The organism is Pseudomonas sp. 1121_17 (genome assembly GCF_052850745.1).
Map to the genome: position 1 here is coordinate 12,734 of NZ_VXCX01000021.1, position 22,079 is coordinate 34,812.

Below are 22,079 nucleotides of genomic sequence, written 5' to 3' on the forward strand. Positions count from 1 at the left end.
CACCCAACCTGGGCTAACACTGATAAGGCTGGGTTATTCATTCACCTACAGACAGAGGCGCATCTGGCCTCGCTGGAGAACCACATGACGATCACGAACACCTCGAAACTGCTGCTCGCAGGTTTCACCCTCAGTTGTGGGCTGGCCAACGCCCAGGCTGCCGAAACCAAGCGGGTGGACGTCTTGCTGGTTGGCGGCGGGATCATGAGTTCGACCCTGGCGATCTGGCTCAACGAACTGGAGCCGAGCTGGTCGATGGAGATGGTCGAGCGGCTGGACAAGGTCGCCGAAGAAAGCTCCAACGGCTGGAACAACGCCGGCACTGGGCACTCTGCGCTGGCCGAACTCAATTACACCCCCGAGAAAGACGGCAAGATCGACATCACCAAGGCGGTGGAAATCAACGAGTCGTTCCAGATCACTCGCCAGTTCCTCGCCTGGCAGGTCAAGAACGGCGTGTTGAAAAACCCACGCTCGTTCATCAATTCAACGCCGCACATGAGTTTCGTCTGGGGCGATGACAACATTCGTTTCCTGAAAAAACGCTACGACGCGCTCCAGGCCAGCCCGCTATTCAGGGGGATGCAGTATTCCGAAGACCCTGCCCAGATCAAAAAATGGGTGCCGGTGATGATGGAAGGGCGCGACCCCAATCAGAAGCTTGCGGCGACCTGGACGCCGCTCGGCACCGACGTCAACTTTGGTGAAATTACCCGCCAGTACGTAGGGTATTTGCAGTCACGCGAAAACTTCAGCCTCAAGCTCTCCAGCGAAGTGCAGGACATCAGCCGCAACGACGATGGCTCCTGGCACGTCGAGTACAAGAACCTCAAGGATGGCAGCAAGTCGGCCACCGATGCCAAGTTCCTGTTCATCGGTGCTGGCGGCGCAGCGCTGCCACTGCTGCAGAAGTCCGGCATCGAAGAGGCCAAGGATTACGCAGGCTTCCCCGTGGGTGGCTCGTTCCTGGTGACCGACAATCCAGCTATCGCCGAGCGCCACATGGCCAAGGCCTACGGCATCGCTGCAACCGGTGCGCCGCCCATGTCGGTGCCGCATCTTGATACCCGTGTGCTCGATGGCAAGCGGATGATCCTGTTCGGCCCGTTCGCGACCTTTTCGACCAAGTTCCTCAAACAGGGCTCGCTGTTCGATCTTGTGGCCAGCATGAGCTTGCACAACACCTGGCCGATGGTGCGTGTTGGCGTGCGTGAGTTCGACCTGGTGCAGTACCTGATTGGCCAGGTACTGCAGTCCGATGACGACCGCTTCGAAGCGTTGCAGACCTACTTCCCCGAGGCGAAGAAAGAAGACTGGCGCCTGTGGCAGGCCGGTCAGCGCGTGCAGATCATCAAGAAAGACGAAAACCAGGGCGGGGTGCTCAAGCTCGGCACTGAAGTGGTCGCGTCCAAGGATGGCAGTATCGCCGGCCTGCTCGGTGCATCGCCGGGCGCTTCGACTGCGCCGCCGATCATGCTCGATTTGCTCAACAAGGTGTTCAAGGACAAACTCGCGAGCGCGCCGTGGCAGGACAAGATCAAGCAGATCATCCCATCGTACGGCACGCATCTGAACGACAGCCCCGAGCGGGTCGAGGAGGAGTGGGCCTACACCAGCGAGATTCTCCAGCTGACCCCGCCACCGGCCATCGACAAGCGTCAGGACCCGGCCAACCCGGATGATATCGACCCGGTCAGCCAGGACCATCAGACCACTGACCCTGACCTCAAGCCCTGATCAGCAAAACCTGCAATGCAGAAGGGGCGCCATCATGGCGCCCCTTCGTGTTACTGCTTAGGCTTCAGCGTCCCAGGGACGATCGCCGTGTTCATCCTTGATACGGGTCGGCAGGCCCATCACGTCCAGCGCCTTGAGGAACGGCTCGGCTGGCAGCTCCTCGACGTTGGCCATGCGCTTGACGTCCCATTCGCCGCGAGCAACCAGCAACGCCGCCGCCACTGGCGGAACGCCTGCGGTGTAGGAGATGCCCTGGCTGTCGGTCTCGGCGTAGGCTTCTTCGTGATCAGCCACGTTGTAGATGAACACTTCGCGCGGCTGGCCGTTCTTGCGGCCCTTGACCAGGTCACCGATGCAGGTCTTGCCGGTGTAGCCAGGCGCCAGCGAGGACGGGTCAGGCAGCACTGCCTTGACCACTTTCAACGGCACCACTTCAAGGCCTTCAGCGGTCTTGACCGGTTGCTCTGAGAGCAGGCCAAGGTTTTTCAGCACGGTGAAGACGTTGATGTAGTGCTCGCCGAAGCTCATCCAGAAGCGCACGTTGGGCACGCCGAGGTTTTTCGACAGCGAGTGCACTTCGTCGTGACCGGTCAGGTACAGGTTCTGCGAGCCGACCACCGGCAGGTCGTCGGTGCGCTTGACCTCGAACATGGTATTGCTGGTCCACTGGCTGTTCTGCCAGCTCCACACTTGCCCGGTGAACTCGCGGAAGTTGATTTCCGGGTCGAAGTTGGTGGCGAAGTACTTGCCATGCGAGCCAGCATTGACGTCGAGAATGTCGATCGAGTCAATCTGGTCGAAGTATTGCTGCTGTGCCAGTGCGGCATAGCTGTTGACCACACCCGGGTCGAAACCGACGCCGAGAATGGCTGTGATGTTCTTGTCCTGGCATTCTTCGAGGTGTTTCCACTCGTAGTTGCCGTACCACGGCGGGGTCTCGCAGATCTTGCCCGGCTCTTCGTGGATGGCGGTGTCCAGATAGGCAACGCCGGTATCGATGCAGGCGCGCAGCACCGACATGTTGAGGAATGCAGAGCCTACGTTGATCACGATCTGCGATTCGGTCTCGCGGATCAGTGCCTTGGTCGCCTCGATATCGAGTGCATTTAGCGAGAAGGCGTGGATATCGGCGGGAACCTTGAGGCTGCCCTTGGCCTTGACGCTGTCGATGATGGCCTGGCATTTGGAGATGTTCCGTGACGCAATGGCAATACGACCGAGTTCGTCGTTATGCTGCGCGCACTTGTGGGCCACCACCTTGGCGACACCTCCTGCACCAATGATAAGAACGTTCTTCTTCAATTTATCCCTTGCTCCTTACTGAAGGCCTGACTTACGACAGGCTGGAAACGTAGTCTTCAAAACCGAACTCGCGGACCACTTCGACGCTGCCGTCGAGTTGCTTGACCACAATGGATGGCATTTTCAAACCGTTGAACCAGTTTTTCTTGACCATGGTGTAACCGGCCGCGTCGATGAACGACAGGCGATCACCAATGGCCAGCGGACGATCGAATTGGTACTCGCCGAAGATGTCACCGGCCAAGCACGACTTGCCGCACACCATGTAGCTGTGCGCGCCATCGTTGGGGGCCATCTTGGCGTCGAGGCGATAGATCAATAGGTCGAGCATGTGCGCTTCGATCGAGCTGTCGACCACGGCCAGGTTCTTGCCGTTGTACAGGGTGTCGAGCACGGTCACTTCCAGCGAGGCACTCTGGGTGATGGCGGCTTCGCCCGGCTCCAGGTACACCTGCACGCCGTACTTCTCGGAGAAGCCCTTAAGGCGCGCGCAGAACTCGTCCAACGCATAGCCGGCACCGGTGAAGTGGATACCGCCACCGAGGCTGACCCACTCGACCTTGTGCAGCAGATGGCCAAAGCGCTCTTCGATGTGCGCAAGCATCTTGTCGAACAGGCTGAAGTCGCCGTTCTCGCAGTTGTTGTGGAACATGAACCCAGAGATCTGGCCGATGACCTGCTCGATCTTCTCCGGGTCCCACTCGCCGAGGCGGCTGAATGGGCGCGCCGGGTCGGCCAGCAAATAATCGGAGCTGCTCACCTGCGGGTTGACGCGCAGGCCGCGGACCTTGCCTTCGGACTGTTCGGCAAAGCGCTGCAGCTGGCCGATCGAGTTGAAGATGATCTTGTCGCAGTTGGCGAGCATGTCTTCGATTTCGTCATCGGCCCAGGCCACGCTGTAGGCGTGGGTTTCGCCGACGAACTTCTCCCGGCCCAGTTTGAGCTCGTAGAGCGAGGACGAAGTGGTGCCGTCCATGTATTGCTGCATCAGGTCGAATACCGACCAGGTTGCAAAGCACTTGAGCGCCAGCAGCGCCTTGGCGCCGGAGTGTTCGCGCACGTAGGCAATCTTCTCGAGGTTGCCCAGCAGCTTCTGTTTGTCGATGAGGTAGTACGGCGTCTTGATCATTTAAGGCCCCCGGCCAGGCCGGCCAAAAAAAGGACACGCATTGTGCCTTCACTGGCCGCATATCGAAAGGGTCGTAGACGCATTTCGTCAGAGTTGTGTGTCGCCCTGCACCTGTTGTCGCCATTGGGCGAACGGCGAGGAATTATTTCCCGCAGCTGAGGCCTAGTAAAACAGACAGATATGACGGTCGTGAGGAGGCATTAACCGATGAGCACAAGATACAAAGTGGGCGATACGGTGCGCTGGAATTCCGAGGCTGGGGTCATTCACGGCACGGTGACCAAGGTGCATCTGCACGATGTCGAGTTCATGGGCAGGCAGCGCCATTGCTCGGAGGATGAGCCGCAATACGAGGTCAAAAGTGCCAAGACCGGGCACCTGGCGATGCACCGTGAACACGCCTTGCACAAGGAGTGAACCTTCGCCGTACTCGACCGGTCGCAGCAAATACCTTCATGCAAAAAGGACGTTAACGATGAAATCGATGACTCGACTGTTCACAGGTCTCGCTCTGGTAGGTGCATTGGGCGCAAGCGCAGCCTGGGCTGACCAGCCTGGCGCCGACTGGAAAGTCACCAAGGATCAGGCCGAAGCCAGCCTCAAGGCCGCCGGCTACACCCAGATCACCAAGATCGAGGCCGACGACGGCCATTGGGAAGGCGAGGGCGTCAAGGCTGATGGCATGAAGTACGACTTCCATGTTGACCCGTACAGCGGCAAGGTCACCAAGGACGAGATGGATCATTGATGGGCAGTAACTGACGTTTTCTGCGGTGGTGCTCTTGGCCCGTGCTCGTCACGGGCTTTTTTACGCGCTTGGAATGAGCTACTGCGCAGCCAACCACAGCTGAATCTGGTCAAGCGTGGCCGTAGCCCCACCACACACGACCACCAGCACCTTGCGGTAGTTACCCAGCGCCTCTGCTTTGTAGGCCAGCGCCAAGGCCGCGCCGCAGGCCGGCTCGACCAGCAGACGGTGATCGGCAAGGAAGCGCTCACACGCCTGCAGCGCCTCGCGGTCCGTGACCAAATGGCTTTCAACCGTATGGCTGCGCGCGCATTCCAGCGCTTGCTCCGCAACCCGCTTGGCGCCCAGGGAAGTGGCGATGGAGCTTAGCGCAGGCAGCTCGACCGTGTGACCAGCCTCGACTGCGGCGTGAAACGACGCCGCGCCTGTGGTCTCTACCGCCAGTACCGGCACATCGTCCCAGCCATTGCGCTTGAGGCCTTCGACTACGCCGCTGAGCAGGCCGCCACCACCGACCGACAAGATCAGCGCATCGGGCTTGCAGCCGGCAGCGGCGACTTCGTCGATCAGGCTGGCGTGGCCGGTCCACAGCAGTGGGTCATCGAATGGATGAATGAAGGCATCATTGGCGCCGACCAGGGTTTGCGCCAGCTGGTTGGCTTCCTGCCAGGAGCCGCCGTGGACGATGACCTTGGCGTCCTCCAGGCGCAGCAGCTGCCTGGCCCGCTCGCTGGTGGTCTCGGGGACGACCACGGTCACCGGCACGCCCAAACTGCGCCCGGCAAAGGCCACCGCCAGCCCGGCGTTACCGCCCGATGAAGATACAAAGTGACGCGCACCGCGAGCATGGTGCAGCTCACAGGCGTGGCCAACCCCGCGCAGCTTGAACGAGCCGCACGGCTGCAGGGCGTCGAGCTTGAGCCAGATCGAACGGCCAGCGGCGAGCGACATCGGCCGCGATTCGATCAAGGGGGTTTGGATGTGCAAAGGCATGCTGATCTCCGCTGGATTATGGCTGGCGGGGCGCTGCAGTGGGCTCGCCACGCAGCTGCTCCAGATAGTTGTAAACGGTGTAGCGGGTCACGCCGAGCGCGGCTGCGGCCTTCTCGACCCCACCCTTGACGATGAACAGGCCGCGCTCCTGCATCAGGCGCACGGCCTCGACCTTGGCCTGCTTGTTGAGCCGGCCCTGACCAGATGAAGCCAGGGCGCTGTCGATGATCTGGGTCATCAGCAGCGCCATGTCGGCCGCGTCCTCAACCACCGCCACTGCAGGTGGCGCGGCAGTCAGTGGCTGCAGTTGAGTGAGAAAGGCGAGGGCGGAATCCAGCCCACTGTTGTCGACGTTGATGCACAGGCTGGCGAACGGCTGCCCTTCGCTGTCGCGCAGGATCGCCGTGGCGCTGCGCAGGGTGCGGCCTTTGATCACAGTGGGGTAGTCGGGCAGGATCACCGGCTCGCAGCCAGGCTGGTTGGCCGCCTGCATCAGGGCCTTGAAGCCCTGGTCCTGCTCCGGCGCGGCAAGGATCGGGCTGCCGACTACGCGCCCAGATAGCTGGCCATTGGCGATGGCCACCACCGATTGCTCGGGCTGGTCGAGGTCGTGCAGGAGGATTTCCATATTGCGCCCGGCCACGCTGCCGATTGCCGCGATGGCGGCTTTCAGCGTGGAGAGGACAATCTGGCGTTCACGAAGAATGTGTGCAGCGCGCATGGATAATTCAACAAAATGTCAATTTTTAACATTTTGTTGAATTATCGCGAGGGCGTCAATCGGCAGCGCGTGGTTCAGCCCAGTGCCGGAGTGCGCGGCGGCACGATGCGGCGCGAGCCGGTCGACTCGAAGGCACAGGCGAAGCTCAGCAGGGCCGAGTCATCGTAGGCACGGCCGGCAAAGGTCAGCCCGACCGGCATACCGATATCGGCCATCACACCCATCGGCACGGTTACGGTCGGCACGCCCAGATGGCGGATCGCGAGGTTACCGTTGGCAACCCAGACGCCGTTGCTCCAGGCAATGTCGGCCGAGGCCGGATTGACGTCGGCATCGGCGGGGCCAACATCGGCCACCGTCGGGAACAGCACGGCGTGCAAGCCAAGCTGGTCCATCCAGTCTTCCAGGTCGAGCTTGCGCGTCTGCTCCAGGCCGCGCAGGCCATCGGCAACGGTGTCGATCTGATCCCAGCTCTTGAGGCCGCGCTTGGCCATGTTGACGTATTCGTCCATGCCGGCCGCGAGGTCGTCTTCACGGTTAGGCAGGGTGCCCGGGTCGTGCGGGAAGATCTGCGGCCCGTCGACATCGGCCAGGCAGTTGAGCTTGGGGTCGTTGTTGGCGCGCAGGAAGTCGTCAAAGGCCCAGCCGGACAACTCCCACAGCTCGTCGTGGAGAAACTCCTTGCTGACGATGCCACGGTTGTACACGGTCGGCGCGCCCGGGCGATCGCCTTCGCAGTTGGACACCAGCGGGAAGTCCACCTCGATCACTTCGGCGCCGGCGGCTTCCAGCGCCTGGCGTGCCTGCTGCCACAACGCGATGACGCTTGGGCGAGTGTGGATACGCTGGCCGGTCGGGCCACCGATGCCGGGTTTTTCCGAGGTGCCGGCGAGTTCGTCGGCATTGATGTACATGCGTGGCACGCCGAAGCGCTTGCCTTGCAGCGAGCTGGCATCCTGCGCCAGATCAAGATAAGACGCCGGGCGCACCGCCGATGCCTTGGGAATTGGCACCCACGGCTGCAGGCGCCACAGATCGCCACGGGTGTCGGCGTCGTCGGCCACCACCACGTCGAGGATTTCCAGCAGGTCGTGCATGGTCCGCGCAAACGGCACCACCACATCCATGGTCGGCGTCAGCGGCCAGTTGCCGCGCACCGAGATCACCCCGCGCGACGGCGTGTAGGCGCACAGGCCGTTGTTCGAGGCCGGGCCGCGGCCGCTGGACCAGGTTTCTTCAGCCAGGCCAAACGCGCAGAAGCTCGCGGCGGTGGCGGTGCCGGCACCATTGGACGAGCCGGAGGCAAACGGTGCGGTCAGGTAGGCGGCGTTGTACGGGCTCTCGGCGCGGCCATACACGCCGCGCTGCATGCCGCCGTTGGCCATCGGCGGCATGTTGGTCTTGCCCAGGCAGACCGCACCGGCGGCGCGCAGTCGCTCGATGGTGAAGGCGTCCCGTTGCGCCACCAGCTTGGCAAACGCCGGGCTGCCGGAGGCGGCGGTCATGCCTTTGACCAGGTAGCTGTCCTTGGCGGTGTAGGGGATGCCTTCCAGCGGGCCGCGGCTTTCACCACGAGCACGGCGAGCATCGGACGCCTGGGCTTCGGCGATCGCCTCTGGGTTGCGCACCACGACCGCATTCAGCGCGCTGGCGCTGTCGGCCGTGTCATAGGCATCGATGCGTGCCAGGTACGCCTTGACCAGTTCGACCGCTGTGGTGCGGCCAGCTTCGAGCGCGGCGCGCAGCTCGGCAATGGAAACCTCGGTTACCTCAATCATGCTGTCACCAAACGTATACAGGTGGGGGCTAGTGGCGCGAGTGTACAAGAAGGACTGGGGGGAAGCAGGCTTGCAGCGGGGAAAAGCATTGTTGCAGGGCGGCATTTATTGGCCCTATTTTCCCTGAGCATTGATCGTTTTCCTACAGACATTGTCGGACGAACCATGCACGGTCTACGCTTGACCTGAAAAAAAGTGCGCACGATGCGCCACGCTGGAGCCAACTTTCTGATGTCGACACCGCCTGACAAAACACCAAAAGCTACTATCAATCCCCCTGTCTTCTGGATTTCTGCTGTCCTGCTGTTGCTGCTCGTGCTTTACGCGAGCGTGTTCCAGGCCCATGCGCAAAACCTGTTTGCGCACATCCAGGGCTGGATCATCGGCAACGTCAGCTGGTTCTACATCCTAGCCGTGGCAATCATCCTCGGCACTGTGGTGTTCCTCGGCATCAGCCGCTATGGCGACATCAAGCTCGGGCCTGACCACAGCACCCCCGACTACAGCAGCACAACCTGGTTTGCCATGCTGTTCTCGGCCGGCATGGGCATCGGCCTGATGTTCTTTGGCGTGGCCGAGCCGGTCATGCACTTTCTCAAGCCGCCCATTGGCGACGGCGGCACGGTCCAGGCGGCGGGGGAGGCGATGCGCATCACCTTCTTCCATTGGGGCCTGCACGCCTGGGCAATCTATGCCATCGTCGCGCTGATCCTGGCCTATTTCAGCTTTCGCCAAGGCTTGCCGTTGACCTTGCGTTCGGCGCTGTACCCGCTGATTGGCGAGCGTATCTATGGCCCGCTCGGGCATGCCGTGGACATCTTCGCCATCATCGGTACGGTGTTCGGTGTCGCCACTTCGCTGGGCTTTGGCGTGGCGCAGATCAATACCGGGCTCAATGCGCTGTTCGGTGTGCCGGTGTCGACCGGGGTGCAGATCGCCTTGATCATCGGCACCACCTTGCTCGCCACCTTGTCGGTGATGTCTGGCCTGGACAAAGGCATCCGCCGCCTGTCCGAGCTGAACCTGGGTTTGGCGGTGCTGCTGTTGCTGATGGTCATGCTGCTGGGGCCGACCGTGTTGATCCTGCAGACCTTCGTGCAAAACACTGGCGGTTACTTGAGCGAGATCGTCAGCCGCACACTCAACCTGTACGCCTACCAGCCAACCGACTGGATCGGCGGGTGGACCTTGTTCTACTGGGGCTGGTGGCTGGCCTGGTCGCCCTTTGTCGGCCTGTTCATTGCGCGGATTTCCCGTGGCCGGACCATTCGTGAGTTCGTCACCGGCGTGCTGCTCGTACCGACTGCGTTCACCTTGCTGTGGATGACCGTGTTCGGCAACACCGCGATCCACATGATCCTCGACGAGGGCCTGACTGACCTGGCCATGGCGGTCGACAAGGACACCTCGCTGGCACTGTTTGCCTTCCTTGAACACTTCCCGTTCGCCAGCGTGATCAGCACCCTGGCGGTGATCATGGTGGTGGTGTTCTTTGTCACCTCGGCGGATACCGGGGCGATGGTAGTGGACATGCTGGCGTCTGGTGGGCAGGAGAACACCCCGTTGCGCCAGCGCGTGTTCTGGGCGGCGAGCATGGGTCTGGTGGCGATTGCGCTGTTGCTGGCCGACGGCCTCAAGGCGTTGCAGACGGCAACCATCGCCAGTGCATTGCCGTTCACCCTGGCGCTGCTGTTCAGTACCCGCGGGCTGCTCAAGGCGCTCAAGCTGGACGCCACCAAACGTGATCTGCGCTATCAGGCACTGGCGATTTCGCCAACAGCCTCGCGTGCTGCCGGTAACTGGCAACGGCGCCTGCGCACCCTGGCGATGTTCCCGCGGCGTGCCCACGTCTCGCGGTTTATCGCCGACGTTGGCCTGCCAGCATGTGAGGCGGTGGCTGATGAGTGGCGCAGGCAGGGTTATGACTGCAGCGTCGAGCAAGGCAGCGAGGGCAGCGTGATGCTCAAGGTCGGCCCGAGCGAGGGCACCTTCGTCTACGAGATCAGGCCGCAGGCGTATGCCACGCCAAGCTTTGTCACCGCCAGCGATGCGCCGCCGGGCGAGGAGCGCAAGTACTTCCGCGCCGAGGTGCACCTGCGTGAAGGCGGCCAGGACCATGACGTGATGGGCTGGTCCAAGGATGAGGTGATCGGCGACATTCTCGATCACTTCGAGCGGCATCTGCATTATCTGCATCTGGTTGGCTGAGGGCTTGGTCGAAATCAGGCGCAAAAAAAGCCCCGCAGGCCAGGCCTGCGGGGCAAACGGTTGGGGGAGGAGCCAACCAAAGGAGTTGTTGCCAGGCCATCCGCTTTCGTGCGTCTGGCTTGAGTACGTCGGGGCCAGCTTTGCTGGCCTTTCGCGACACAAGGCCGCTCTTACAGTGACCGCGTAAGCCGTTGGTGCGCGTTCCCTGTAGATACAAGGAGCGGCCTTGTGTCGCGAAAGGGGTGCGTAGCGCCCCTCCAGCGTCATCGCAGACTAGCCACCGTCTCAGGCTGCCACCCGCCACCCAGCGCCTTGTAGATCGCGACGATGCCGCGATACAACTCGACTTCGCCCTGGGCCTGGGCATCTTCCGCGCCGAGCCGCTCGCGCTCGGCATCCAGCAGTACCAGATAATCCACGGTGCCTTCGCGATAGCGGATCGAAGCCAGGTCGGCGGCCTTGCGGCTGGCATCGCTCTGGCGCATCAAGGCCTGCAAACGCTGTTGGGTCTTGCCGTAATCACTGAACGCATTGGATGACTCTTCCAGCGCCAGCAGCACCTGCTGTTCGTAGGTAGCCAGTGCGCCTTCGGCGTCAGCCTTGGCGCCACGGATGCGCGCACGTACGCTGCCCAGGTCGAACGCTGCCCAGGTGATACTCGGGCCAAGCCCCCAGGCATTGGCGGCGGACGAGCCGATCTGCGAGCCACGCGCGGCGGTGAAGCCAAGGAAGCCACTCAGGCTTACCCGCGGGAACAGGTCGGCGGTCGCTACCCCAACGTTGGCGGTCGCCGCTGCCAACTGGCGCTCGGCGCTGCGCACATCCGGGCGCCGACGCAGCAGTTCAGCGGGGTCGCCGATCGGCAGTGCTTTGGCGATTGCCGGCAGCTGTTTAGGCGACAGATCTACGCTGAGCTGATCCGGGCGCTGGCCGAGCAGAGTGGCGATGCGGTTTTGTGCGCGCACCTGCTGTGCCTGCAGTTGCGGCACGGTGGCCTCGACTGCCGCCAGGCGGGCATCGGCGCGAACCACGTCGAGCTCGTTGCCGACGCCGGCATCGCGCAGGGTCTCGGTAATGCTGCGCGAGTCCTGCTGGGTCTTGAGGTTGGCCAGGGCGATTTTTTCGCGCAACTGCGCGCCGCGCAGTTGGCCATAGGCATCTACCAGCTCGGCGATCATGCTCACCTGCAGCTGCTGCAGGTCGGCCGCGGCAGCGGCCTCTTGCGCTTCGCTGGCTTCCAGTTGGCGCTGAATGCGGCCGAACAAGTCCAACTCCCAGGCCATGTCCAGACCCAGGTCATAGCGTTCGCTGTTGACCCGGCGCTCGGTCTGGCCTGGGATCTGGCCCTTGCCCAACTCGCTGCTGGCGCGGCTGCTCACCACCGGCAGGTTGTCGTTGTCGACATCCTCCCGGATCGAGCGCGCCGCCTGGAGCCGGGCGAAGGCCACGCGCAGGTCGCGGTTGCCTTGCAGCGAAGCCTGCACCAGCTGGTTCAGGGCCGGGTCGTCGAACTGCTGCCACCACACGCTTTCAAAGCGGCTACGGTCGAAGGCCTTGACCTGCAACTGGTTGCCCAACTGCGCCGGCTCGGTGTTCGGCGCCTGGTAGTCCGGGCCCACCGCGCAGGCCGCCAGGGTCAGCGCCAACAGGCTCGGGGTCAGTGGTTTGAGCAGGTTCATGCGTGGTTCTCCAGCGGCTTGGCTTGCGCGGCCTTGCGGGCCTCGCGACGCTCGACATAACGGCGGATCAGGACAAAGAACACAGGCGTCAGGAACAGGCCGAACACGGTCACCCCGATCATCCCCGAGAACACCGCCACACCCATCGCATGGCGCATCTCGGCACCGGCGCCGGACGAGAATACCAACGGCACCACGCCCATGATGAAGGCAATCGAAGTCATCAAGATCGGCCGCAGACGCAAGCGGCAGGCTTCCAGGACCGCAGCCAGTGGGTCGAGCCCTTCGGCTTGCTTGTCCTTGGCGAACTCGACGATGAGGATGGCGTTCTTGCACGCCAGACCCACCAGCACGATCAGGCCGATCTGGGTGAAGATGTTGTTGTCACCGCCCGACATGATCACCCCGGTAATCGCCGACAGCAGCGTCATCGGTACGATCAGGATCACCGCCAGCGGCAGGCTCCAGCTTTCGTACTGCGCCGCCAGCACCAGGAACGCCAGCAGTACGCAGAGCGGGAACACCAGCAGTGCGGTGTTGCCAGACAGGATCTGCTGGTAGGTGAGGTCGGTCCACTCGTAAGTCATGCCGTTGGGCAACTCGGCCTTGAGCAGTTTCTCGATAGCCGCCTCGGCCTGGCCGGAGCTGTAGCCTGGGGCGGCGCCACCGTTGATTTCTGCGGTGATGTAGCCGTTGTAGTGCATCACCCGGTCTGGCCCCGAAGTGTCGCTGACCTTGAGGAAGGTCGCCAGCGGGATCATCTCGCCCAGATTGTTACGCACTTTCAGCTGACCGATCTGCTCGGCGTCGAGGCGGAACTGCTGTTCGGCCTGAACGTTGACCTGATAGGTGCGGCCAAAGCGGTTGAAGTCGTTGGTGTACAGCGAGCCCAGGTAGACCTGCAGGGTGTCGAAGATATCGTTGATCGCCACGCCGTGGGTCTTGGCCTTTTCTCGGTCGATGTCGGCATCGACCTGCGGCACGTTGACTTGATAGCTGGTGAACAGCCCTGCCAGCTCGGGTACGTTGTGGCTCTTGGCAATGATGTTCTGCGTTTCTTCGTACAGCGCTTCGTAGCCGAGGTTGCCGCGGTCTTCGATCTGCAGGCGGAAGCCGCCAATGGTGCCCAGGCCCTGCACCGGCGGCGGTGGGAAGATCGCGATATAGGCATCCTGGATATCGGCAAACTGGGCGTTCAAGGCTGCTGCGATGGCCGCTGCCGACTGGCTCGGGTCGGTACGCTCGTCAAACGGCTTGAGCGGGGTGAACACGATGCCGCTGTTGGGGCTGTTGGTGAAACCGTTGATCGACAGGCCTGGGAAGGCTACCGAGTCGGCCACACCGGGCTGCTTCAGGGCAATCTCGCTCATGCGCTTGATGACGGCTTCGGTGCGGTCGAGGCTGGCCGCGTCGGGCAACTGGGCGAAGGCAACCAGGTACTGTTTGTCCTGCGCCGGGACGAAGCCGGTCGGGGTCGAGGCGAAGCCCAGGTAGGTCAGCACCATCAGCCCGGCATAGACGAACAGGGCGATGCCGCTGGAGCGGATGACCCGGCCCACGCCGGCCACGTAACGCAGGCTGGCACGCTCGAAGAAGCGGTTGAACGGGTTGAACAACCAGCGCCCGAAAATCCGGTCCAGGGCACGCGAGAAGCGGTCCTTGGGCGCGCCGTGTTCTTGCAGCAATACCGCCGCCAGTGCTGGCGACAGGGTCAGCGAGTTGAAGGCCGAGATCACTGTCGAAATAGCGATGGTCAAGGCGAACTGCTTGTAGAACTGCCCGGTCAGCCCGGAGATGAACGCTGCCGGGATAAACACCGCGCACAGTACCAGCGCCGTAGCGATGATCGGCCCGGTCACTTCACTCATGGCCTTTTGCGTGGCTTCGAGTGGTTTCAGGCCCAGGCCGATATTACGCTCGACGTTTTCCACCACCACGATGGCGTCGTCGACCACGATGCCGATCGCCAGCACCAGGCCGAACAGCGACAGGGCGTTGAGCGAGAAGCCGAACAGATGCATCACGGCAAAGGTGCCGATCAGCGAGACCGGCACGGCCAGCAGCGGAATGATCGAGGCGCGCCAGGTCTGCAGGAACAGAATCACCACCAGTACGACCAGAATCAAAGCTTCGAACAGCGTGTGCACGACGGCTTCGATCGAGCCACGGACGAACACGGTCGGGTCATAGACGATGCTGAAGTCCATCCCTTCGGGAAAGTCCTTTTTCAGCTCGGTCATCTTCGCCCGGACTTCGTCGGAGATTTCGATGGCGTTGGACCCAGGACGCTGGAAGATCGGGATCGCCACCGCTGGCTGGTTGTTCAGCAGCGAGCGTAGGGCGTATTGGCTGGAGCCGAGTTCGACCCGGGCAATGTCCTTGAGACGGGTGATTTCACCATCGGCACCGGCGCGGACGATGATGTTCTCGAACTCTTCCTCATTGACCAGGCGGCCCTGGGTGTTCACCGACAGCTGGAAGCTGGTCGAACCTGGCGCAGGTGGTGCACCGAGCTGGCCGGCAGCGACCTGACGATTCTGCTCGCGAATCGCCGTGACCACATCGGTGGCGGTCAGGTTGCGCGAGGCGGTCTTGTTCGGGTCGAGCCAGACCCGCAGCGAGTAATCGCCCATGCCGAACAGCTGCACGTCACCGACGCCGCCCAGGCGGGCCAGCTCATCTTTGATGTTGAGGATGGCGTAGTTGGACAGATAGAGCATGTCGTAGCGCTGATCCGGCGAGGTCAAGTGCACGACCATGGTCAGGTCGGGCGAAGCCTTGTCGACGGTGATACCAATGCGCGTGACTTCTTCGGGCAGCTTGGGCTGGGTCCGGGTGACGCGGTTCTGCACCTGTACCTGGGCGTTGTCCAGGTCAGTGCCCAGGGCAAAGGTGATGGTCAGGGTCAGCTTGCCGTCGGCGGTCGACTGCGAGGACATGTAGAGCATGTTCTCGACACCGGTAATGGCCTGTTCCAGTGGCGCGGCAACGGTGTCGCCGATGACCTTGGGGTTGGCCCCGGGGAAGTTGGCGCGTACCACAACCGTAGGCGGGACCACTTCGGGGTATTCGCTGATCGGCAGTTGGAACAGCGCAATCGAGCCCGCGATCAGCAGGATCAGCGACAGCACGGCGGCGAAGATCGGCCGGGTAATAAAGAATTTGGAGAAGTTCATCGGTGTCGTCCCTTAACCGCGCGGTGCCTGGGCACTGGCGACTTTCACACTGGGGCCGGCCACGCGCGGCGCCGGGTTGCTGGCTTCAAGCGCCTGACGCTGCTGGGCGAGGTTGGTCAGGGTCTGCTCACTGGCCATGGCGCTCTCTTCTGGAGTCACCTGCGAGCCTGGGCGCACCCGCTGCAGGCCCTTGACGACGATACGCTCGTCCTTGTTCAAGCCGCTGCGGACGATGCGCAGGCCTTCAAGCTTGGGGCCCAGTTCAACGGCGCGGTAGGCAGCCTTGTTGTCCTGGTCCATGACTAGCACGAACTTCTTGCCAAGGTCCGTGCCGACTGCTTCGTCGTTGATCAGCACTGCGTCGTACTTGGCGCTGCCGACCAGCTTCAGGCGGGCGTACAGGCCCGGGGTGAACTGGCCGTCAGTGTTGTCGAACACGGCGCGGCCGCGGATGGTGCCGGTGCGCGGATTGACCTGGTTGTCGACGAAGTTCATCTGGCCCAGGTGCGGGTTGCCGGTTTCGTTGGTCAGGCCCAGGTACACCGGAGTGCTCTGGCCACGTTGGCCTTCACGTGCCAGCTGGGTGTACTTGAGGTACACGCGCTCGTCGGCGTCGAAATAGGCATAAACCTTGTCGGTGGACACCACCGAGGTCAGCGGAGTGACATCGGCGCTGACGATGTTGCCGGCGGTGAACTCGGCGCGGCTGACCCGGCCGCTGATCGGCGCGGTGACCCGGGTAAAGCTCAGGTTGAGGCGGGCCAGGTCCAGTTGCGCCTGGATCGCGGCAACCCCGGCGCGGGCTTCGGCGGCGGCGCTGCTGCGCGACTCGGCCAGCTCGGCGGAGATGGCGTTGCTGTCACGCAGACGCTCGCCGCGGCGGGCTTCGTTTTCGCTGCGCTGGGCGCTGGCGCGGGCTTGTTGCAGTTGTGCTTCGAGGCGGCGGACTTCGGCCTGGAACGGGCGCGGGTCGATCTGGAACAACAGGTCGCCCTTTTTCACCTGGGCGCCTTCGGTAAAGGCCACCTGATCGATCTGGCCCGATACCCGTGGGCGGACTTCGACGGTTTCTGGCGCTTCGAGGCGGCCGGTAAACTCGTCCCACTCGTTGATCGGTTGCTCGATCACCTTGGCCACGGTGACCTTCGGCGCGGTCGGAGCCTGCACGGCGTCTGGGGTACGGCCGCAGGCGCTGATCACCAGCACTGCCAGGGCAGCGAGGGGATAACGCAAGGGTTTGAGTGATTGTTCCATGGAGAAATCCGCCAATGTATATGGATAGTGGGGCGGATTCTGCGCGGCGCGCGGGTGGGGAACGAATCGAATGGGCCGAAGGTTATTATCATCCAGAATGATAAACCCACTGCCGCCATCGATACTGCGCATGGCCAGCATGCCGCGCTGAGGCGCGGATAGGCAAAATAATGTCAGGCCTTAGGCAAATGCTTGCCCGGCCAGCGGCGCTGCAGCAAGGGGCTGAGGTAAGGTAGCAGGGATAAATCAGAGCGCGCCGCCGACGGCGCCCCAGAGGTGCCTGTGGCTTCCTATACCTTGCGTCAGTTGAAGTATTTCGTCACCACGGTGGAGGCCGGCAGCGTTGCCGAGGCTTCGCGCCAGTTGTATATCGCCCAGCCGTCGATCTCTACCGCGATCAAGAACCTGGAAGAGAGTTTTGGCGTGCAGCTGTTTATCCGCCATCACGCCCAGGGCGTGTCGCTGACGCCCAGCGGCAAGCGTTTCTACGCCAAGACCAAGTCGCTGCTGCAGATGGCCCACGAGTTCGAGCAGAACGCACTGGCCGACAACGACACGGTGGCTGGGCAGATCGACATCGGTTGTTTTGAAACGGTGGCGCCGCTGTATTTGCCGCGTTTGATCGCCGGGTTTCGCGAGCGTTATCCGGGGGTCGACATTCGCTTGCGCGACGGTGAACAGCAGGAGCTGATCCAGGGGCTGACTGCTGGCACCTTTGACCTGGCGTTTCTCTACGATCATGACCTGGATGGCACCATCGAGGCCGAGCCGTTGATGGCGCCGCAGAAACCTTACGTGTTGTTGCCGGAGAAACACCGCTTTGCGGGTCAGGCGCAGGTGTCGTTACGCGATTTGTGCCCAGAGCCGATGATACTGCTCGACGTCGCGCCGAGCAGGACCTACTTCGTCAGCCTGTTCAATGAGTTGGGGCTGACGCCGAATATCGTCTTCAGCTCGCCGTCGATCGAGATGGTGCGGGGGATGGTCGGGCAGGGGTTTGGTTTTTCGTTGCTGGTGACTCGGCCGCATTCCGAGTGCACCTACGATGGTCAGCGACTGGTCACGGTCGACATTGCCGAGCCGGTGGAGTTGTCGGGGTTGGCGGCAGCGCACTTGAAACGGGTGCAACTGACCAAGCCGGCGCAGTTGTTCGTCGAGTTTTGCCGTGAGCAGTTGGCCAGCCTGTAAAGTGTGGGGCCGCTGCGCGGCCCCAGCAATTTCAGCCATGCCGCTCAGTCCGGCACCACCGCAATCACATCGATCTCCATCAGCCACTCAGCCTGCGCCAACCCGGCGACCACCAGCCCGGTGGAAATCGGGAACACGCCCTTGAGCCATTTGCCGACCTCCTGATACACCGGCTCGCGGAAGCGCGGATCGGTGATGTAGGTGGTGGTCTTGACGATGTGCGACATGTCCGAGCCGGCTTCTTCAAGCAGCTGCTTGACGTTCTTCATGGCCTGCTCGGCCTGGGCACGCGGGTCGCCCAGCCCGACCAGGCGGCCGTCGAAGTCGGTGCCGACCTGGCCGCGCACATACACGGTGTTGCCGGCGCGCACCGCCTGGCACAGGTCGTTGTCGAGCGACTGGTTAGGGTAGGTGACCTTGGTGTTGAACATCCGTACGCGGGTATGAGTAGGCATCAGTGGGCTCCGAGGGTGCTGACGTTGTGAGGTTGGGCGGCGGCATCGGCGTCGCGCTGATCACGGTCGCGGTAGGCCAGGTAAGTGCGTTGCGTGGCGATATGACCGGCGACGTGCTTGGCGTCGTGCCACACCCCCCAGATGAACGACGAGCCGCGCCGCGACAGCCACGGCAGGCCGAGGAAGTACACCCCAGGCTCCTGCGACACGCCGCGTTGATGTACTGGCTTGCCGTTGCTGTCGAATGTATTGACCTGCAGCCAGCTGAAGTCGACGCCGTAGCCGGTGGCCCAGATGACGCTGGTGACGCCGGCCGCGATCAGGTCCAGTTGCAGGATCGGTTCGCTGATGCAGGCCGGGTCGGGCAGGCGTTTGCGGGCTTCGGGTTCTTCCGGCAGGTCCAGGCCGTTGCGCTCGACGTAGGCATCGGCGGCGTCGAGCAGGGCCAGGTAGTTTTCGTCGCCGCGGCGAATGTTGTCGGCCAGGTTGTTCTGGAAGGTGGCGACACCGTTGTCGAATGACTCGGTCAGGCCGACCAGGGTCATGCCTTGGTGGGCGAGGGCGCGGAAGTCCACCGTGTGGCCGCCACGGGCGCCGCTGACGGCGATGGTCACGTGCTCACGGCCAGGTTTGGCGATTTCTGCATCCCATTCGCCCAGTACCCCCAGCCACCAGCAGAAGTCGCGGTTGCGGTAGGCGCGCGGCGGGCGGTCGTGGGCGCCGACCGAGAGGTACACCTTGCGCCCGGCACGCATCAGCTCTTCGGCGATCTGTACGCCGGAAGAGCCCGCGCCTACTACCAGTACCGCGCCTTCAGGGAGTTGCTCAGGGTTGAAGTACGCGGCAGAGTGGATCTGCTGCAGGCGTGGGTCCTGCGGGGCAATGGCGGGGATGACCGGGCGCTGGAACGGGCCGGTGGCAGCCACTACGCGGTTGGCGCGGATGGTGCCCTGGTTGGTCTCGATGACAAAGCCTGGGCGGTCGGCATTGCGTACAACCTTCTTCACTTCAACGCCAGTGCGTACCGGCAGATTGAATTTGCGTACGTAGCGCTCGAAGTAATCGGCCACCTGCTCCTTGCCGGCGAAAGCGTCGGCGTCCAGGTCGAATTCCAGGCCGGGGAAACGGTCGTGCCAGACCGGGCCGTTGGCCACTAGCGAGTCCCAGCGGCCGCTGCGCCAGGCCTCGGCAATGCGGTTGCGCTCCAGCACCAGATGCGGCACGCCGAGTTTGCTCAGGTGTTCGCTCATGGCGACCCCGGCCTGGCCGGCGCCGACGATCAGCGTGTCGATTTCGATGTTGTTCAATGTCATGTTCGAGCCCTTCTTGGAAGGCGATTTGATCAGGTCGGTGGGAGACCGCCTTTGCCTGGGGCCAGACTAGGGACTGCACAATAGCGGCGAAAATACTATTTAGCTGGGACTTGCCGATAAATTGGCGAAGGCCATGCGCAGCAAGGGCTGCAGCGTGGTTTGGCAGTGCTGTCAGGGTTATTTTGTTGGCCGTGAGTTTTTTCCTGTGCAGGGGCAACAAAAAAGGTCGTTTCGTGGGCTGGGCGGGCTGTCCAGAATGCTCGCTAACGAGTGGCGGGCAGTTTTCTTCCGCCTGATCTTCGCCTGATACAGGAGCTGAACCATGACCTTTTCCATCATTGGCCGCTGCGCCGAAACCGGCCAGCTTGGTATCGCCATCAGTTCTTCCAGCATCGCGGTAGGCGCCCGCTGCCCATGGGTGCGCGCTGGGGTCGGTGCAGTTGCCAGCCAGAACATCACCCTGCCTGCCCTTGGCCCGCAGGTCCTTGATGCGCTGGAGCGAGGCCAGCTACCACCCGCCGCACTGGACCAGGTGTTGACGGCCAATGGCTGGAGCGATTACCGCCAGGTCACAGTGATCGACAGTCATGGCCGGGTCGCGCTGTTCTCTGGCAAGCAGGCCTTGGGCGTACACAATGCCGTGGCCGGTGAGCAGTGCGCGGCGGCGGGCAATCTGCTCGCTTCGCAGCAGGTGATCCAGGCCATGGTCGACGCCTTCGAGCAGGCCGGTGGGCACCTGGCGGATCGCTTGCTGGCCGCCATGCACGCGGCTGTCGCGGCAGGTGGCGAGGCCGGGCCGATCCATTCGGCGGCGTTGAAGATTGCCGGTGAGCTGACCTGGCCGCTGGTTGATCTGCGTGTGGACTGGGCCGAGCACGACCCGATTGGCCAGCTCGATGGTCTCTGGCAAGCCTACCGGCCGCAGATGAACGACTACGTGACCCGCGCACTCGATCCGACCCGTGCACCGAGTTACGGAGTGGCGGGCGATGAGTGAGCTGAGCACCCAGCAGCTGTTGGGGCGGCTAATCGGCTTTGCCACGGTCAGCCGTGATTCGAACCTGCAACTGATCGGGTTCATTCGGGATTACCTGGCTGAGCTGGGGGTAGCGAGTGAGCTGTTTTTCAACGCCGAGGGCACCAAGGCCAATCTTTTTGCCAGCATCGGTCCGACGGATCGCGGCGGCGTAGTGTTGTCGGGGCATACCGACGTGGTGCCGGTCGATGGCCAGGCGTGGACCGTCGACCCGTTTGTCATGACCGAACGCGATGGCCGCTTGTATGGTCGCGGCGCGGCGGACATGAAGGGGTTTATCGCCTCAGTGCTGGCGGCGGTGCCGGCGTTTCTCGCGCAGCCGCTGCACACGCCCGTGCATCTGGCGTTTTCCTATGACGAGGAAGTCGGCTGCCTCGGCGTGCGCTCGATGCTCGAGGCCTTGGCCGAGCGGCCGCACAAACCGCGTTTGTGTCTGATTGGTGAGCCGACGGAGCTGAAACCGGTGCTTGGCCACAAGGGCAAGCTGGCGATGCGTTGCCAGGTGCATGGCGCGGCCTGTCATTCGGCCTATGCACCTTACGGGGTGAATGCCATCGAGTATGCGGCGCGGATGATCGGCAAGTTGGGCGAGATTGGGCAGGTGTTGGCCGAGGATCAGGATGCACGTTTCGATCCGCCGTTTTCGACGGTGCAGACGGGGGTGATCAAGGGTGGCCGGGCATTGAATATCGTGCCTGAGGAATGTGAGTTCGACTTTGAAGTGCGGGCGTTGCCGGGGTTTGCTGCAGAGACTGTCGCGGATCAGTTGCAGGCCTACGCCGAGGCCGAGTTGTTGCCGCGGATGCGGGCGGTGAGTGCCGCGAGTGATATTCGGCTGTGGCCTTTGAGTGCGTATCCTGGGTTGGCTACGGCGGCTGATAGCGAGGCTGCGCGGTTGGTGGCGTTGCTCAGTGGGTCGAGTGAGTTTGGCACGGTGGCGTTTGGGACTGAGGGAGGGTTGTTTGATCAGGCGGGGATAGCGACGGTGGTATGTGGGCCGGGGAGCATGGAGCAGGGGCATCGGCCGGATGAGTTTGTCAGTGTGGCGCAGTTGTTGGGATGTGATGCGATGTTGTTGCGGTTGGTAGATTATTTGCGGGGCTGATGACTGCGCCGCGTTGAGTGGCGCCAGCTAGCCTTGGCATACCCCTCTGGTGGTTGGCCGTGCTGTGCGCTTCTGCTGTACCGGTGGCTCACTGTTTGACGGCCCGAGGCCATGTGTCAGCTTTGTAAACCGTTAGATAGTGCGTTCAAACGTAAGGCGTTTCTCTCGCTGCTGTAGGACGCATCCTGTTCGCTTTTGGCGGGGAAAAATACCGGTCAGAAGCTGCTAGTTTCCCTGGCTCAACAAGCACAGGGAAC

The 22,079-nt window shown here is 62.6% G+C and carries 17 protein-coding genes; 7 read left to right on the forward strand and 10 right to left on the reverse strand.

The window, feature by feature from the left end:
• Positions 1-84 precede the first annotated feature (84 nt).
• Positions 85-1,737: a malate dehydrogenase (quinone) gene (mqo, locus tag FW789_RS23740; protein WP_103437052.1), complete on the forward strand. Its 1,653-nt coding sequence runs from the start codon at positions 85-87 to the stop codon at positions 1,735-1,737.
• A gap of 57 nt (positions 1,738-1,794) precedes the next feature.
• Here mqo and FW789_RS23745 read toward each other — a convergent pair whose 3' ends face one another.
• Together FW789_RS23745 and FW789_RS23750 are read right to left on the reverse strand one after the other, a co-directional pair.
• Positions 1,795-3,039, reverse strand: a complete 1,245-nt coding sequence (locus tag FW789_RS23745) for a saccharopine dehydrogenase family protein (protein ID WP_103437053.1) — start codon at positions 3,037-3,039, stop codon at positions 1,795-1,797.
• 31 nt (positions 3,040-3,070) lie between these two features.
• Positions 3,071-4,168, reverse strand: a complete 1,098-nt coding sequence (locus tag FW789_RS23750) for a carboxynorspermidine decarboxylase (RefSeq protein WP_446432129.1) — start codon at positions 4,166-4,168, stop codon at positions 3,071-3,073.
• 207 nt (positions 4,169-4,375) lie between these two features.
• Here FW789_RS23750 and FW789_RS23755 point away from each other — a divergent pair, with 207 nt between their 5' ends.
• Both FW789_RS23755 and FW789_RS23760 read left to right on the forward strand, forming a co-directional pair.
• Entirely contained in the window at positions 4,376-4,585 is a 210-nt protein-coding gene (locus tag FW789_RS23755) for an HVA1 family protein (protein ID WP_207073287.1), read from the forward strand.
• Positions 4,586-4,643: 58 nt separating this feature from the next.
• Complete coding sequence (locus tag FW789_RS23760) at positions 4,644-4,916, forward strand: PepSY domain-containing protein (protein WP_101318720.1); 273 nt, start codon at positions 4,644-4,646, stop codon at positions 4,914-4,916.
• A gap of 78 nt (positions 4,917-4,994) precedes the next feature.
• Here FW789_RS23760 and FW789_RS23765 read toward each other — a convergent pair whose 3' ends face one another.
• The 3 genes from FW789_RS23765 to FW789_RS23775 form a co-directional block, all read right to left on the reverse strand.
• Positions 4,995-5,909 (reverse strand): pyridoxal-phosphate dependent enzyme, encoded by a 915-nt coding sequence (locus FW789_RS23765; protein ID WP_446432130.1) that lies wholly within the window; start codon positions 5,907-5,909, stop codon positions 4,995-4,997.
• A 16-nt stretch (positions 5,910-5,925) separates the two neighbouring features.
• Positions 5,926-6,630, reverse strand: a complete 705-nt coding sequence (locus FW789_RS23770; RefSeq protein ID WP_411561806.1) for a helix-turn-helix transcriptional regulator — start codon at positions 6,628-6,630, stop codon at positions 5,926-5,928.
• Between the two features lie 74 nt (positions 6,631-6,704).
• Positions 6,705-8,408, reverse strand: a complete 1,704-nt coding sequence (locus tag FW789_RS23775; RefSeq protein ID WP_103437056.1) for an amidase — start codon at positions 8,406-8,408, stop codon at positions 6,705-6,707.
• A 231-nt stretch (positions 8,409-8,639) separates the two neighbouring features.
• Here FW789_RS23775 and FW789_RS23780 point away from each other — a divergent pair, with 231 nt between their 5' ends.
• Positions 8,640-10,616, forward strand: a complete 1,977-nt coding sequence (locus tag FW789_RS23780) for a BCCT family transporter (RefSeq protein ID WP_446432131.1) — start codon at positions 8,640-8,642, stop codon at positions 10,614-10,616.
• A gap of 263 nt (positions 10,617-10,879) precedes the next feature.
• On the opposite strand, the gene FW789_RS23785 is transcribed toward FW789_RS23780, so the two are convergent.
• From FW789_RS23785 to mexE, 3 genes are read right to left on the reverse strand one after another with little or no spacing between them, the layout of a single operon-like run.
• Positions 10,880-12,295, reverse strand: a complete 1,416-nt coding sequence (locus tag FW789_RS23785) for an efflux transporter outer membrane subunit (protein WP_207073284.1) — start codon at positions 12,293-12,295, stop codon at positions 10,880-10,882.
• Positions 12,292-15,471 (reverse strand): efflux RND transporter permease subunit, encoded by a 3,180-nt coding sequence (locus FW789_RS23790; protein WP_186699912.1) that lies wholly within the window; start codon positions 15,469-15,471, stop codon positions 12,292-12,294. The genes FW789_RS23785 and FW789_RS23790 overlap by 4 nt, the downstream gene beginning before the upstream one ends.
• Before the next feature lie 12 nt (positions 15,472-15,483).
• Positions 15,484-16,725 (reverse strand): multidrug efflux RND transporter periplasmic adaptor subunit MexE, encoded by a 1,242-nt coding sequence (gene mexE / locus FW789_RS23795; RefSeq protein ID WP_101318733.1) that lies wholly within the window; start codon positions 16,723-16,725, stop codon positions 15,484-15,486.
• Positions 16,726-17,007: 282 nt separating this feature from the next.
• On the opposite strand from mexE, the gene FW789_RS23800 reads away from it, so the two are divergent.
• Entirely contained in the window at positions 17,008-17,913 is a 906-nt protein-coding gene (locus FW789_RS23800; protein WP_101318735.1) for a LysR family transcriptional regulator, read from the forward strand.
• A 44-nt stretch (positions 17,914-17,957) separates the two neighbouring features.
• Here the strand turns inward: FW789_RS23800 and FW789_RS23805 are convergent, their stop codons facing one another.
• Positions 17,958-18,368: a RidA family protein gene (locus tag FW789_RS23805; protein WP_103437061.1), complete on the reverse strand. Its 411-nt coding sequence runs from the start codon at positions 18,366-18,368 to the stop codon at positions 17,958-17,960.
• Positions 18,368-19,681 (reverse strand): flavin-containing monooxygenase, encoded by a 1,314-nt coding sequence (locus FW789_RS23810; protein ID WP_207073283.1) that lies wholly within the window; start codon positions 19,679-19,681, stop codon positions 18,368-18,370. The genes FW789_RS23805 and FW789_RS23810 overlap by 1 nt, the downstream gene beginning before the upstream one ends.
• Before the next feature lie 322 nt (positions 19,682-20,003).
• On the opposite strand from FW789_RS23810, the gene FW789_RS23815 reads away from it, so the two are divergent.
• Positions 20,004-20,678 (forward strand): DUF1028 domain-containing protein, encoded by a 675-nt coding sequence (locus tag FW789_RS23815; RefSeq protein ID WP_103437063.1) that lies wholly within the window; start codon positions 20,004-20,006, stop codon positions 20,676-20,678.
• Positions 20,671-21,822: an acetylornithine deacetylase gene (argE, locus tag FW789_RS23820; RefSeq protein ID WP_446432132.1), complete on the forward strand. Its 1,152-nt coding sequence runs from the start codon at positions 20,671-20,673 to the stop codon at positions 21,820-21,822. The genes FW789_RS23815 and argE overlap by 8 nt, the downstream gene beginning before the upstream one ends.
• Positions 21,823-22,079 lie beyond the last annotated feature (257 nt).